Below are 13246 nucleotides of genomic sequence, written 5' to 3'. Positions count from 1 at the left end.
AGCATAGCCGATTCGCAGACCTGGCACAGATCAAAACGTGAACGAGACCGATTCGCACCGGTTGACGCTTCTCCTGCGACGTTTTAGGTGAGGCGCCATGTCGATCAAGCCGCTCATCATCCTTCCCGATCCCATCCTGCGCCAGGTTTCCAAACCAGTCGAACGCGTCGACGCGCCTTTGCGCAAACTGGCCGACGACATGCTGGCGACGATGTATGATGCGCCGGGCATCGGTTTGGCCGCAATCCAGATCGGCGAGCCGCTGCGCATGCTGGTCATCGACCTCGCCAAGGAAGACGAGCCGCCGGCGCCGCATGTCTTCATCAATCCCGAAATCCTCGAAAGCGCCGACGCCCGCTCGGTCTACGAGGAAGGCTGCCTGTCGATCCCGGACTATTACGCCGAGGTCGAGCGTCCCGCCTCGGTGCGCGTGAAATATCTCGACCGCGACGGCAAGCTGCAGGAGATCGAGGCCGAAGGCCTGATGGCGACTTGCCTGCAGCACGAGATCGACCATCTCAACGGTGTGCTGTTCATCGACCACATCTCGAAGCTGAAGCGCGACATGGTGGTCAAGAAGTTCAAGAAGCTCGCCAAGGACAAGGCGCCGGGCAAGCTGGTGGGATAGGCCCTGCTTTCGGCGACTCGCACAAAATCCCGTCTCGACCCGCCCCTATTGAGAGACGCTTCCTTGCGTGATATCACTGATATCAGACTGGAGACTCAGATGGGCGATATGTTGATCAGAGATATTCCCGAGCCGTTGAAGCGTGAAATCGAGCATGCGGCACGCAAGGGCGGCCAAAGCCTCTCGATCAAGGCGATCGATTTATTGCGAAAAGGCATGGTTGCGGAAAAAGAAGGCAAGGCCGAGCCTGGACTCACGGCTTGGGATGCGATTCGCGCTGCCTTCGCCTCGGAAAATGCAATCAGCGACGAATTTGCGCAGATGATGGATGAGATCGAAGCGGAACGGAAACGCGACTTTGGCCGCACCATTGAGAATTTCGAGTGATAATCCTCGATACCAATGTCGTCTCGGAAGCGAGCCGGCCCGCGCCCGATCCAAACGTCGCTAAGTGGTTTCGCAGACAGGACCTGCTCGACCTCTATCTCTGCGGTCCTGTTGTCATGGAGCAGTCCTTTGGAGCCGAAAGGTTTCTGAACAAGACCGGCTCGGACCGCCACGTCCGTGCACTTGACCACCTGGTTTCGAAGCAGTTTTCGGGACGTGTCGTCGAATTTGCCGGTCCCATTCCCCGTCTGGCGGGCAAGCTCCGGGCAATGCGGGAAACTATCGGCCGGCCGATCAGCCTTTCCGATGCCATGATCGCTGCCATCTGCCTGTCGCACGACGCTATGCTGGCGACGCGCAATATTAAGGACTTCGAAGAGCTTGACCTCAAGATCGTAAACCCGTTTGAAGCAGACGCTTGAGCGGACTGCCGCGCGCAGAACAGGATACTGGACGAAAAATGCCGCTTCGCGTCATCTTCATGGGCACGCCGGAGTTTTCGGTGCCGGTGCTGCGCGCGATTGCCGAGGCCGGGCACGAGATAGCAGCCGTCTACACCCAGCCGCCGCGAGCCGCGGGCCGCCGCGGGCTGGAGCTGACACCGTCCCCGGTGCAGCGCGAGGCTGAGCGGCTGGGCATCGAAGTGCGCACGCCGCTGTCGCTGAAGGGCGAGGCCGAGCAAGCTGCTTTCCAGGCGTTGCGTGCCGATGTCGCGGTCGTCGTCGCGTATGGTTTGCTGTTGCCGAAGGCTATTCTGGAGGCTCCGCGCCTCGGCTGCCTCAACGGCCACGCCTCGCTTTTGCCGCGTTGGCGTGGTGCAGCTCCCATCCAGCGCGCCATTATGGCCGGCGACGTCGAGACCGGCATGATGGTGATGCGCATGGAAGAGGGCCTGGACACCGGTCCGGTGGCACTGGTTGAAAAATGCGCCATAGAGCCCGATATGACGGCCGGCGATCTGCACGACCGCTTGATGAATATTGCTGCCACGCTGATGGTGGAAGCGCTGTCCCGATTGGAGACAAATACCCTGGCATCGACTTTGCAGGCGGCTGACGGGGTGACCTACGCCAGGAAAATCGATAAGTCGGAGACACGTGTGGACTGGACGCGCCCGGCTGCGGAGGTCCACAATCACATTCGCGGGCTGTCGCCATTCCCCGGCGCCTGGTGCGAGGCCGACATCGGCGGCCGCACGGAACGGCTGAAACTGCTTCGCTCGACGCTTTCTGAAGGTACGCTTTCTGAAAGCATGGGCGAGTCGGGAGGAATTCTCGATGACCGGCTGACGGTCGCCTGCGGGTCGGGCGCGGTCAGGCTGGTCGAAGTTCAACGGGCGGGCGGAAAGCCTGCTGCCGCGAAGGAGTTTCTGCGCGGGGCCAAGATCGAAAAAGGAATGAAGTTCTCATGAGCATGATGTCGATACGCGGCGCGACGCCGCGGGACCGCGAGGCCATACGCCTGGTCGAGGAACACGCATTCGGCCAGCAGGCGGAGGCCGGGCTGGTCGACGCTCTGGTCACCGGCGGCGACGCCGTTGTCGAACTGGTGGCGGAAGAAGACGGCCAGGTGGTCGGCCACATCCTGTTTTCCAGGCTGTTCGTTAGGAACGGCGGCAAGCAGTTTGCAGCCGTGGCGCTGGCGCCGTTGGCGGTGGAACCTTCGTTCCACGGCTCGGGCATTGGCGGTGCGCTGATCCGCGAGGCGCATATCCGCCTCAGGGATGCCGGCGAGACGCTCGCCGTTGTGTTGGGCGATCCGGCCTATTACGGCCGCTTCGGCTACAATCATGCGCGCGCCGAAAAGTTCGAGAGCGAATATCAGGGCGAAGCGCTGCAGGCGCTGGCCTGGGGTGACGCACCCGAAAAAGGCAAACTGGTCTACGCCCAGGCCTTTACCGCACTCGCCGCCTGAACGAAGGGTGTATGCCGCGTTTTCGTCTCGATATCGAATATGACGGCAGCCTCTTCGCCGGCTGGCAACACCAGGCGGATCAGCCTTCGGTGCAGCAGGCTATAGAGCAGGCGATCGAGAAATTCTGCGGTGAGGCGGTGCGGATACGCGCCGCCGGCCGCACCGACGCCGGGGTGCATGCGACCGCCCAGGTGGCGCATGTCGACCTCGCCAAGGCATGGCCAAACGACAAGGTGCGCGACGCCGTCAACGCCCACCTGCAGGCGGCAGGCGCGCGCATCGCCATCCTGCAGGCGACGGTTGTCCCCAATGAGTTCGACGCCCGTTTCTCGGCCACCGGACGGCACTATCTCTACCGCATCCTCAACCGGCGCGCGCCTGCAGCGATGGAAAAGGGCAAGGTCTGGTGGGTGCCGAAGCGGCTCGATGCGGACGCCATGCACGAAGCGGCGAAAGTCCTGCTCGGCCGACATGACTTTACCACCTTCCGCTCGACGCAATGCCAAGCCAACAGTCCGGTGCGGACGCTGGAGCGGCTCGATGTAAGCCGCCAGGGCGACCTGATCGAAGTCAGGGCCTGGGCGCGCTCTTTCCTGCACAACCAAGTGCGCTCCATGGTCGGTTCGCTGAAACGCGTCGGCGACGGCGGCTGGACCGCCGCCGACCTCAAGGCAGCGCTCGCGGCGGAAGACCGCGCCGCCTGCGGCCAGGTGGCGCCGCCCGACGGGCTTTTTCTCGTCGGTGTAGACTATCCGGAGAAGTTCTAAGCCGGAGCGGCGGTCGGCACCGTGATGCCGAGCAGCGCCACTAGGCCGAACAAGACGGCCAGAGACACCACCAACATGCCTGCGAACACGGCGCTGCCGACAGCCGCGCCCTTGCCGATCGCGGCGTTGGTCATCCGCCAGGAGAGTACCAGCGACAGCACCACCAGAGCCAGCCACACCAATTCGGCAACCGGGTTGCCGGACGGCAGGAAAAGCCTGATCAGCGCTGAAGGCAGCAGCATCCAGGCGGTGATCGCCGACGCCCAGTTGCTGGCGACGACATAGTGGACGAAGCGGTCGCCGATGCCGGCGCGCGATGCGACCAGGGCAAGCACAACCAGGGGCAGCAGCCACGAGCCGAGGTCGACGGTCGCCAGGCGAATCAACATGCCCAGCCGGCCGGCGAACGCATTGGGATCGCCGATCTCGTTGGCCGTGCCGACCCAGCCGACGATCATCGCCGGCGCGGCGACGACGATGGCGAAGAAGGAATTCCAGAAGCCGTCCGCCGACAGGTCGAGCAGCCGCAAGCCGTCGGCCTTTCCGAGCATCAGCCGCCAGGCTCCGTTAAGCGATGAAGAGGTCTCGTCAACCGAAAGCATGATCAGCCCTGCTCGAACCAGTCATCGATGAAGCGCTGGTAGATTTGGGTCAGCGTCTCGAGGTCGGCCAGTGCGACGCGCTCGTCGACCATGTGCATGGTCTTGCCGACGAGGCCGAACTCGACCACCGGGCAATAGTCCTTGATGAAACGCGCATCCGAGGTTCCGCCCGAGGTGGACAGCGCCGGCTCCTTGCCGACCGTCGCCTTGATCGACCCGCGCAGCGTCCCGATCAGCTTGTCGTCGCGCGTCAGGAAGACATGGCTCGGCCGGTCGCGCCAGATCAGCTCGTAGTCGACCGGCGTCTTGCCGGTCCGGTATTTCTTGCGCTTCGCCGCCTGGTCGAGGCGGTTATGGATCTCGGCCTGCACCGTCTCGGCAGTCCATGTGTCGTTGAAGCGGATGTTGAAGGTGGCTGTCGCCTTGGCCGGAATAACATTGGTCGCCGGGTTGCCGACATCGATCGAGGTCACTTCCAGATTGGTCGGCTGAAAATCCTTCGTGCCCTTGTCGAAGACGGGCGACAGCAAGGCGTCGACCAGGCTGATCAGGCCGCGCACCGGATTGTCGGCGAGCAATGGATAGGCGACATGGCCCTGGCGGCCGTTGACCGTGACACTGCCCGACATCGAGCCACGCCGGCCGATTTTGATCATGTCGCCGAGCGTGTCCGGATTGGTGGGCTCGCCGACGATCGCGGCGTCCCATTTCTCGCCCCTGGCCGCCGCCCAGTCGAGCAGTTTTGTCGTCCCGTTGATCGCCGGCCCCTCCTCGTCGCCGGTGATCAGCAGCGAGACCGAGCCTTTCGGACCACCCTTGTTCTCGACATGGCGCGCCACGGCGGCGATGAAACAGGCGATGCCGCCCTTCATGTCGACGGCGCCGCGGCCGTACATTTCGCCCTTGGCGATCTCGGCGGCAAAGGGCGGATGCGTCCACGACGCCTCGTCGCCCGCCGGCACCACGTCGGTATGGCCGGCAAACATCAGATGCGGCCCATTGCCGGAGCGGCGCGCGTAGAGGTTCTCGATGTCGGGGGTGCCGTCTTCGGAAAACGCCGGGCGTTCGACGAAAAAGCCGAGCGGCTTCAGCATGCCTTCCAGGGCAGCCAGCGCGCCGCCCTCGGCGGGCGTTACGGAGGCGCAGCGTATGAGGGTCGCGAGGTTGGCGGCGGGATCGGTCGGCAGTTTCATGGGCAAAGCGATAGTCGAAAGCGAAAGGCCTGTCACGGCCAGAGATGATGACCGGTCCTGCCGCCGACATTATGGTTTTAATGTCGTATAGTGCAGGCCAACACGAGATAATCGCATGGCCAACGCCGAAAAGACCATCGTCATTGCCGGCGCCGGCAGCATCGGCTGCTATGTCGGCGGTTGCCTGGCGCTGGCCGGACGCAAGGTGTTGTTTTTGGCGCGGCCAGGCATAGCGACGGCCTTGCTGGACGGTGGCCTGCGCATCACCGATCTCGATGGTCGCGACCGATCCATGCGGCCGGAGTCCGTCACCACCGATCCCGCCGCTGCCCTCGCCAGCGCCGACGTGGTGCTGGTGACGGTCAAGAACGGCGCTACCGAGGAGATGGCGTCGCTTGTTGCCGGACATGCGCGCGGCGATGTCGTGGTGGTCAGCCTGCAGAACGGCGTCGGCAATGCCGACCGGTTACGCGCCGGGCTCGGTGGACGGACTGTGCTCGCCGGCATGGTGCCGTTCAATGTCGTCCAGTCGGCCATAGGCAATTTGCCGCTTCACGTGCATCGCGCCAGCGACGGCAAGGTCATGATCGAAGATGGCGTGACCGGCCTTGCCGGCCTTCTCGATGTCGAAGGGCTTGGCGTGGAAACCCATCCCGACATGAAAGCCGTTCAATGGGGCAAGCTGCTGATCAACCTCAACAACGCGCTTGTCGCCTTGTCCGGCCTGCCGCTGGCGAGCGAACTTGCCGACCGCCGCTGGCGGCGGATCCTGGCCGGTCAGATCGACGAGGCCCTGGCGGCGATGAAGGCGTTACATATCGCGCCGGCACGAATCGGCGGCTTGCATCCCGTCCTGCTGCCGAAACTGCTCCGGCTGCCGGACTGGCTGTTCCGGCTGGTCGCCCGCCGCATGCTCGCCATCGACCCGCAGGCGCGTTCGTCGATGTGGGACGACCTCCAGCGTGGTCGGCCGACCGAGATCGGTGACCTGCAGGGGGCCGTCCTGAGCCTCGCCGAAAAGGCCGGCACGCCGGCGCCTCTGCTGAAGCGGGTCACCGCGCTGGTGCGGCAGGCCGAGCGGGAAAAGCGCGGCTCACCCGGGCTGACGCCGGAAACCGTCACTGGATAGTCTACTTGCCGCGAGCCTCGGGCCTTGGCCCGCAAAACAGGCGCGTGGGCCCGCCGCGTCACAGCTTTGGTGCGCGCCTCGGAGCCGGCGCTTTGCTCGCCGGGCCTGGCGCCGGCACGGGCTGCGCCGCCGGGTGGTTCTCGATCAGCGTGATCTTCTGCCAGATCTTGCGCGACAGGTTGGACGCCAGGTTCTCGACGTCGTTGACGCCGTCGATGACCACATCGTCATTGACGGACTGCGCAAACAGCGCCGCGATCTTGCCGGTGATCGACAGCATTTCCGAGCAATAGTCGAGGTAGCGCGCCAGGTCGGCGGCATTGGTGATGCGAGCCGGCGAATGCGCGGTCGGCCTGAAATTGGCGGACAATGCTGCCGGATCCTTGGTCAGCTGGTGCATGTCGATGACATGGATCAGCGATCTCAACCCATGCAGCTGGCGAAACACCCGCTTGCGCTTGATGCGCTCCTCGGTGCGGATCAGCGCCAGCAGGCCGAGCACGGCAAGGATCATCATGTTGATCGTGGCTTCGATGCCTTGCACCGACTGCACCGCATCGTCGGCCTGCGAGATATGGATGAGCGGCAGGATGGTGCCGACGAACAGGAAGATCAGCGCGCCGGCGGCAACAGCGGCGACGATGGCGCCGCGCAGCCACCAGATCGGCGCTTCCAGCGCCTGCGCCGCCTTGGCCAGGTCGCGCGACAGCGACACCAGTTCGGCGGCGACGCCGCGCAGGCCGGCATCGGGAAAACGCTCGGCGACGCGCTCTTCCAGCCGCTCGGCGGTGTCGATGATCAGTTTCGGATCAAGCGTGCGGTAGCGCATGGCGAGATATCCGGTCGGCGCTCATGGTTCAGCCGGCGCGTTGCTGCGTTTGCCGTAGCGGTTCGGACCGGGGTCACCGCGGAAACACGCTAGAACGATGAGAAGAATGGGGCCGATGATAAGAGAGATCAACGCGTAATAAGTCGGCTTGCCGAAATCATGAAACCGCTTTGCGGTTACCGCAAAGCTCGACCATGTCGAGATCAGCAAAACGACCCAGAACACAAGTGCCCAGTTCTGGCTGGTTGCGGTGCCGGGTTCCAGTCTCGACAACTGGTAGAGCGGGAAAAACTGTGCAAGCACCAGCAGCAGCCCGGCGAGCACGTAGGCACTTGGGCTGACGCGCCCTGAGAGGCTGAAGAAAAGCCAGGGAAGTGGTGGTGTGTTGGGCAATCTGGAGCGCTCTGGTTGCTCGGACAGGATCAATCACGCAGCAGTTCGTTGATCGAGGTTTTCGACCGGGTCTTAGCATCGACGCGCTTGACGATGACGGCGCAGTAGAGGCCAGGGCCCGGCTCGTTGTTCGGAAAGGCCTTGCCCGGCATCGAGCCGGCGACGACGACCGAATTCGGCGGCACCTCGCCATAAAACACTTCGCCGGTGGCGCGGTCGACGATCTTGGTCGACTGGCCGATGAACACACCCATTCCGAGCACCGAGCCTTCGCGCACGATGCAGCCCTCGACCACTTCGGAGCGCGCGCCGATGAAGCAATTGTCCTCGATGATGGTCGGGCCGGCCTGCATCGGCTCCAGCACCCCGCCGATGCCTACGCCGCCCGAGAGGTGCACATTCTTGCCGATCTGGGCGCAGGAGCCGACCGAGGCCCAGGTGTCGACCATGGTGCCGCTATCGACATAGGCGCCGACATTGACGAAGGACGGCATCAGCACCGCGCCCGGCGCGACATAAGCCGAGCGGCGCACGATCGAAGACGGCACGGCGCGGAAGCCTGCCTTCTCGAAATCGACCGCGCTCCAGCCGTCGAACTTCGACGCCACCTTGTCCCACCAGACCGCCTGGCCGGGGCCGCCCTTGATGATCTCCATCGGATAGAGCCGGAACGAGAGCAGCACCGCCTTCTTCAGCCATTGGTTGACATGCCATTTGCCATCGGGCTGGCGCTCGGCAACGCGCACGGTGCCACGGTCGAGCAGGTCGAGTGAGGACTGGATGGCGTCGCGCGTTTCGCCCCGGGTCGCGGTCGAAATCGTGTCGCGCTCCTCGAAGGCCTTCTCGATCGTCTTTTCGAGGCTGGCCAGATCAGGCTTCGACATGAATTCGCTCCGTTACCACGCTGTTAAGGCCGTCGGCCTTAACCTTGTTTTGAAAGTCGCGCGGACCCTATGTTAAGGCGTATTGGGGGTCAATCGCGCGTGCGCCATGGGACGGCGCAAGTGAACTGTTGGGACGGGTAGAAAGCATATGACTCCTATGGAAAAGGCGGGATGGACGCCGCTGCCGCATTCGGACGAGGATCTGGAGCGCTCGAAAAGCGTTCCCGACACGCCGCAGACGCGCGCCGAAACCTACCGGCTGGCCTGGAACGATCCCGACTTCATGACGCGCCGGGAATTGCGCGCTGTGCGCTTGCAGCTTGAGCTCTTGAAGCCCGAAATGATCCTGGCCGAGCGCGGCATCCGCTCGACGGTCATCCTGTTCGGCGGCGCGCGTATTCCCGAGCCCGGCGGCGAGGCCTGGGCCGCCAAGAACGAGACGCAGAAGAAAAACCTCGAGGAAAACAGCAAATACTACGAGGAGGCGCGCAAATTCGCCCGCCTCTGCTCACAGCAATCGGCGACGTCCTACTACCGCGAATTCGTCGTCGTCACCGGTGGCGGCCCAGGCGTGATGGAGGCGGGAAATCGCGGCGCCGACGATGTCGGCGCGCCGTCGATCGGCCTCAACATCGTCCTGCCACACGAGCAGGCGCCGAACGCCTATGTGACCCCGGAGCTGTGCTTCAACTTCCACTATTTCGCCATCCGCAAGATGCATTTCGTCATGCGCGCCAAGGCCGTCGCGGTGTTTCCGGGCGGCTTCGGTACCATGGACGAATTCTTCGAGACGCTGACGCTGATCCAGACCGGCCGCATGGAGCGCGTGCCGGTGATCCTGTTCGGCAAGGCGTTCTGGCAGCGCGCGATCGACCTCGATTTCCTGGCCGAACAAGGCACCATCACGCCCGGCGACCAGGATATCATCGACTTTGTCGACACCGCCGACGAGGCCTGGGGGATCATCAGCCGCTTCTACAAGTTGGGGGAGTAGGGGAACCGGGAATTGAAGAACTGAAGAATTGAGGAAAAGGAGGTCCGGATCGGTCTCCCTTTCACCAGTTCTTCAATTCTTCAGCTCCTCAATTCCTCTACCCCCTCCACTATCCCCGTCAGAAACGTCGCGAGATCGTCGGTGACGAAATCGACGTCGTCCTCATTGGCCGGATCGCGTTCCCAGATCTCGGCAAAGGTCGGCTCGAAATTGCGCGGCACCACCAGCACCGTGGTCATGCCCAGTGATTTCGGCACCTCGAGGTTGCGGGCGAGATCCTCGAACATCACCGCATTGTGTCCGGTGACGGCGTGCAGTTCGGCAAACTTCTCATAGGTCCGCCGCGACGGCTTCGGCGTCAGCCCGGCGGCGACGATATCGAAAATGTCGTCGAAATGGTCGAGTATGCCGAGCTGGCGCGCGGTGCGCTCGGCGTGCCTGCGGTCGCCATTGGTGAAGATGAACTTGCGGCCGGGCAGCTGGCGGATGGCGGTGCCCAGCACCGGATCCGGCACCAGCCACGAATAGTCGATGTCGTGCACCTTTTCGAGAAAATCGTCGGGGTCGATGCCGTGGCGCGTCATCAGCCCGTTCAGCGTCGTGCCATATTCGAGATAGAGTTCCTTCTGCAGCTTGCGCGCTTCCTCGCGCGGCAGCGTGAGCAGTTCTCCGACATAGGCCGTCATCTTGACGTCGATCTGCGAAAACAGATTCGAATGGTGCGGATAAAGCGTGTTGTCGAGGTCGAACACCCAGTCGGTGACATGGGCGAAGCGGGCGGGATCGGGCAGCGTGGTCATGGCGTCCTTATGGCATGAAATATCTGCCGTTCGAACCCCTTTCTGATGTAGAGCTTATCCACAACCTATGTGCATCTAGAGTTGTAAAAATGGGCTCACCATTCAAATTTTAGCCATCACGGAAAGGTGGCCTTCAGGGCTTGCTGGCACAGAGACGGTTCAGTGGGAGCCAGCGATGAGTCGCATAGTCTTAAAGTCCGCCGCGGTCGCATTCGGCTCGGTAGCCATCTCGCTTTTGCTGACGCTGATCATCGTTCCCGCCATGGGTTTTCCGGTCGACCGCACTGTCTGGCTGACATCGACGGTGTGCCCGCTGGCGCTCGCCTGGATCGCCTGCGCCAGCACCTTCTGGCAGAGCGACCGACTCAAAAACGCGCATCGCGATCTCGCCCGCGCGCATGCCCAGCTCGCCGCCGCGCATCGGCGCCTGTCGGCGAAGGCGAGCCGCGACGACATGACCGGCATGCTCAACCGCGAGAGCTTCTTTGCCGCGTTGGACGGCTCGCGGCGCAAATCCGATCGCGGCGCGCTGCTGATCATCGACGCCGACCATTTCAAGGCGATCAACGACAGTTTCGGCCATCTGACCGGCGATGACGCACTGGTGTTGATCGCCAGCGCCATCGAGCGCGGCGTCCGCAGCGGCGACGTGCTCGGCCGCATTGGCGGTGAGGAGTTCGGCGCCTTCCTGGTCGGCGCTACGGAAGCCGAAGCCCGGCGCGTGGCCGAGCGCATCCGCCGTGAAGTCGAGCTGGTCCGCTTTCGTCCGGTCGACGAGCGCACGGTGCCGCTGACCGTCTCGATCGGCGGCATCACCTGTGCGCAAGATGCCGATGTCTCGGACCTGATGCGCGCCGCCGACCGCCGGCTCTACGAGGCCAAGCACCGCGGCCGCAATTTGTCGATCCTCGACCGGGACATTTCCGAAGCTGCCTAGGTGTTGGTGGTGGGGCTGTTAACGGTTCGCCAACATTGTTTCCACGCAACTGCGCCGTTTACCGGGTTGTAACTCGTTTACAGGCAAGGCTTGGCACGGGAATGGCATGTCTGGCCGGTACCTGTGCCGTTCAGGGAACGCCATGCGTGGATCGAAGCCCCCATCCAGAGACGTGTCATGAGTTTCTTCATCAGGAAAATGTCGCGCCGCACCATCGTGCAGGCGCTGATTGCGATGCCGGCGCTACAGCTTTTTCGCAAGCTGCCTGACAGCGACCGCCCCCCGGCCGATCCCGACGAGATCGTCGTGGTCAATGGCTGGATCCTGAAGCGGAGCGACCTGGCATGATCTTCGACAGCTATGAGGCGTTTCGAGCCTCGGATTTCAAGCCCAAGGTCTGCATTCTCGGCTCCGGGCCGGCCGGCACCACCATTGCCAGAAAGCTTGGCGCCGCCGGCATTCCGGTCGTGGTGCTGGAGGCCGGCGCACGCGAATTCAGCGACGAGTCGCAGGATTTCTACCGCGGCTCCACGGTCGGCGATCAATATTTCGATCTCGACATCACCCGGCTGCGCTTCATGGGCGGGTCGTCGAACCACTGGGCCGGCTGGTGCCGCGTGCTCGACAAGCAGGACTTTGAGCCCAAGGCATGGGCGCCGGACACCGGCTGGCCAATCGCCCGGACCGACATCGAGCCCTATCTGCCCGAGGTGCACGACATACTCGAGCTTCCCGACTTCAAGCCCGATGTGCCGATTTCAGACGACATACGCTGGGTGCAGCTGATCAAGAGCCCGGCCGTGCGCTTTGGCGAGAAATTCTCCGACGAGCTCGACAAGAGCAAAAACATAGCGCTCGTGCTCAACACCTATGCCACCGATCTTGCCGGGGACGGCAAACGAGTGACCGGCGCCAGGCTGTGGTCGAACGGCAAGGATGCCGGCGCTTTCAGCGCCGATTATTTCATCGTCTGCGCCGGCGGGCTGGAGAATTCGCGGCTGCTTCTATGGTCGAACCAGCGCTCGAATGGCGGCGTGGTGCCGAACGCCACGGCACTTGGCCGCTACTGGATGGAGCACCCGACCTTCGAGGGCGGCAATGCCATCCTGGCCGATTACAGCGAGTTCGAGGTCGATGCCGTCAACGAGGCGTTCTTCTCGCCGACGCTCGCCGCCATGGAGCGGCTGCAGATCATGAATTTCGGCATACGCCTGATCGAGACGCCCTATGCCGGCGTCAAGAGCCTGATTGCCGACCTTGCCTGCACCGCGCCCGAGGCCGCCGAATGGGTCGCCTACCAGCTCAGCCAGAACCTGCGCTGCGCCGCCCAGCTCTACGTCGCCTGGGAACAGGCGCCGCTGGCCTCGAACCATATCGAATTGTCGAAGACCGATGTCGACCGTGCCGGCGTGCCGCGCATCGAGCTGCACTGGAAGAAGTCGCCGTTGGAGCGCCGCACCATCCTCGAGGGGCTCAAGTTGTTCGGAACGACGCTGATCGAGAAGGACCTCGGCCGCGTCCGCATCATGGACTGGCTGACCAATGGCGAGGACTACCCGACGGATGAGGAACTGGCCGGCCACCACCACATGGGCGGCACGCGCATGGGCACCGATGTCGTCAAGAGCGTGGTCGACGCCAACTGCAAGGTGCACGGCATGGATAATCTCTATGTCGGTGGTTCCTCGGTATTCTGCACCTCTGGCGAATGCAATCCAACGACGACGATCACAGCGCTTGCCTGCCGGCTAGGCGACCATCTGACCAAAGTAATCACGGTGTGACGAAG

General features: G+C 63.3%; 17 protein-coding genes. 11 read left to right on the top strand and 6 right to left on the bottom strand.

Annotated features, from left to right (window positions below):
* Positions 1-97: 97 nt before the first annotated feature.
* The 6 genes from def (at position 98) to truA (ending at position 3696) form a co-directional block, all read left to right on the top strand.
* A complete protein-coding gene (def, locus tag NKI35_RS09745; protein WP_023673213.1) occupies positions 98-628 on the top strand; it encodes a peptide deformylase in 531 nt (176 codons plus the stop codon).
* A 99-nt stretch (positions 629-727) separates the two neighbouring features.
* The gene (locus NKI35_RS09740) at positions 728-1015 is read left to right on the top strand and encodes a hypothetical protein (protein WP_023696043.1); all 288 of its coding nucleotides are present in this window, start codon (positions 728-730) and stop codon (positions 1013-1015) included.
* Complete coding sequence (locus NKI35_RS09735) at positions 1012-1437, top strand: type II toxin-antitoxin system VapC family toxin (RefSeq protein WP_023732763.1); 426 nt, start codon at positions 1012-1014, stop codon at positions 1435-1437. Before NKI35_RS09740 ends, NKI35_RS09735 begins: the two co-directional genes overlap by 4 nt.
* Positions 1438-1475: 38 nt before the next feature.
* A complete protein-coding gene (gene fmt, locus NKI35_RS09730; RefSeq protein WP_023728812.1) occupies positions 1476-2426 on the top strand; it encodes a methionyl-tRNA formyltransferase in 951 nt (316 codons plus the stop codon).
* Positions 2423-2929 carry a GNAT family N-acetyltransferase gene (locus NKI35_RS09725; protein WP_023681337.1) on the top strand — a complete coding sequence of 169 codons (507 nt, stop codon included), beginning with the start codon at positions 2423-2425 and terminating at the stop codon, positions 2927-2929. Before fmt ends, NKI35_RS09725 begins: the two co-directional genes overlap by 4 nt.
* Positions 2930-2940: 11 nt before the next feature.
* Entirely contained in the window at positions 2941-3696 is a 756-nt protein-coding gene (gene truA / locus NKI35_RS09720) for a tRNA pseudouridine(38-40) synthase TruA (RefSeq protein WP_352739750.1), read from the top strand.
* On the opposite strand, the gene NKI35_RS09715 is transcribed toward truA, so the two are convergent.
* Both NKI35_RS09715 and dapE read right to left on the bottom strand, forming a co-directional pair.
* Positions 3693-4298, bottom strand: coding sequence for a transporter (locus tag NKI35_RS09715; RefSeq protein ID WP_352460000.1), 606 nt, complete (start codon positions 4296-4298; stop codon positions 3693-3695). The two genes, truA and NKI35_RS09715, sit on opposite strands and share 4 nt — an antisense overlap.
* 2 nt (positions 4299-4300) lie before the next feature.
* Positions 4301-5491, bottom strand: coding sequence for a succinyl-diaminopimelate desuccinylase (gene dapE / locus NKI35_RS09710; RefSeq protein ID WP_352739748.1), 1191 nt, complete (start codon positions 5489-5491; stop codon positions 4301-4303).
* Positions 5492-5606: 115 nt separating this feature from the next.
* Here dapE and NKI35_RS09705 point away from each other — a divergent pair, with 115 nt between their 5' ends.
* Positions 5607-6620 carry a 2-dehydropantoate 2-reductase gene (locus NKI35_RS09705; RefSeq protein ID WP_352739746.1) on the top strand — a complete coding sequence of 338 codons (1014 nt, stop codon included), beginning with the start codon at positions 5607-5609 and terminating at the stop codon, positions 6618-6620.
* A 58-nt stretch (positions 6621-6678) separates the two neighbouring features.
* Here NKI35_RS09705 and NKI35_RS09700 read toward each other — a convergent pair whose 3' ends face one another.
* From NKI35_RS09700 to dapD, 3 genes are read right to left on the bottom strand one after another with little or no spacing between them, the layout of a single operon-like run.
* The gene (locus NKI35_RS09700; protein ID WP_023673220.1) at positions 6679-7449 is read right to left on the bottom strand and encodes a hypothetical protein; all 771 of its coding nucleotides are present in this window, start codon (positions 7447-7449) and stop codon (positions 6679-6681) included.
* Between the two features lie 21 nt (positions 7450-7470).
* The gene (locus NKI35_RS09695) at positions 7471-7875 is read right to left on the bottom strand and encodes a DUF805 domain-containing protein (protein WP_081725464.1); all 405 of its coding nucleotides are present in this window, start codon (positions 7873-7875) and stop codon (positions 7471-7473) included.
* On the bottom strand, positions 7872-8726 hold the full coding sequence (gene dapD / locus NKI35_RS09690) for a 2,3,4,5-tetrahydropyridine-2,6-dicarboxylate N-succinyltransferase (protein WP_023696035.1): 855 nt from the start codon (positions 8724-8726) through the stop codon (positions 7872-7874). The genes NKI35_RS09695 and dapD overlap by 4 nt, the downstream gene beginning before the upstream one ends.
* Positions 8727-8874: 148 nt before the next feature.
* Between dapD and NKI35_RS09685 the strand changes: the two genes are divergently transcribed.
* Entirely contained in the window at positions 8875-9720 is an 846-nt protein-coding gene (locus tag NKI35_RS09685; protein ID WP_023681343.1) for an LOG family protein, read from the top strand.
* 80 nt (positions 9721-9800) lie between these two features.
* Here NKI35_RS09685 and NKI35_RS09680 read toward each other — a convergent pair whose 3' ends face one another.
* The gene (locus tag NKI35_RS09680; RefSeq protein WP_352739743.1) at positions 9801-10520 is read right to left on the bottom strand and encodes a pyrimidine 5'-nucleotidase; all 720 of its coding nucleotides are present in this window, start codon (positions 10518-10520) and stop codon (positions 9801-9803) included.
* Positions 10521-10695: 175 nt separating this feature from the next.
* Here NKI35_RS09680 and NKI35_RS09675 point away from each other — a divergent pair, with 175 nt between their 5' ends.
* From NKI35_RS09675 to NKI35_RS09665, 3 genes are all read left to right on the top strand, one after another.
* Positions 10696-11457, top strand: a complete 762-nt coding sequence (locus NKI35_RS09675) for a GGDEF domain-containing protein (RefSeq protein ID WP_023681345.1) — start codon at positions 10696-10698, stop codon at positions 11455-11457.
* Positions 11458-11634: 177 nt separating this feature from the next.
* Entirely contained in the window at positions 11635-11805 is a 171-nt protein-coding gene (locus NKI35_RS09670) for a hypothetical protein (RefSeq protein WP_023673226.1), read from the top strand.
* Complete coding sequence (locus NKI35_RS09665; RefSeq protein ID WP_352739741.1) at positions 11802-13241, top strand: GMC oxidoreductase; 1440 nt, start codon at positions 11802-11804, stop codon at positions 13239-13241. The genes NKI35_RS09670 and NKI35_RS09665 overlap by 4 nt, the downstream gene beginning before the upstream one ends.
* The last annotated feature ends 5 nt before the right edge of the window (positions 13242-13246 follow it).

This window comes from Mesorhizobium sp. M0676 (assembly GCF_040320535.1).
Classification (GTDB): domain Bacteria; phylum Pseudomonadota; class Alphaproteobacteria; order Rhizobiales; family Rhizobiaceae; genus Mesorhizobium.
The sequence above is the reverse complement of the archived record's forward strand: the minus strand, read 5'-3'. Positions and strand labels throughout refer to the sequence as shown.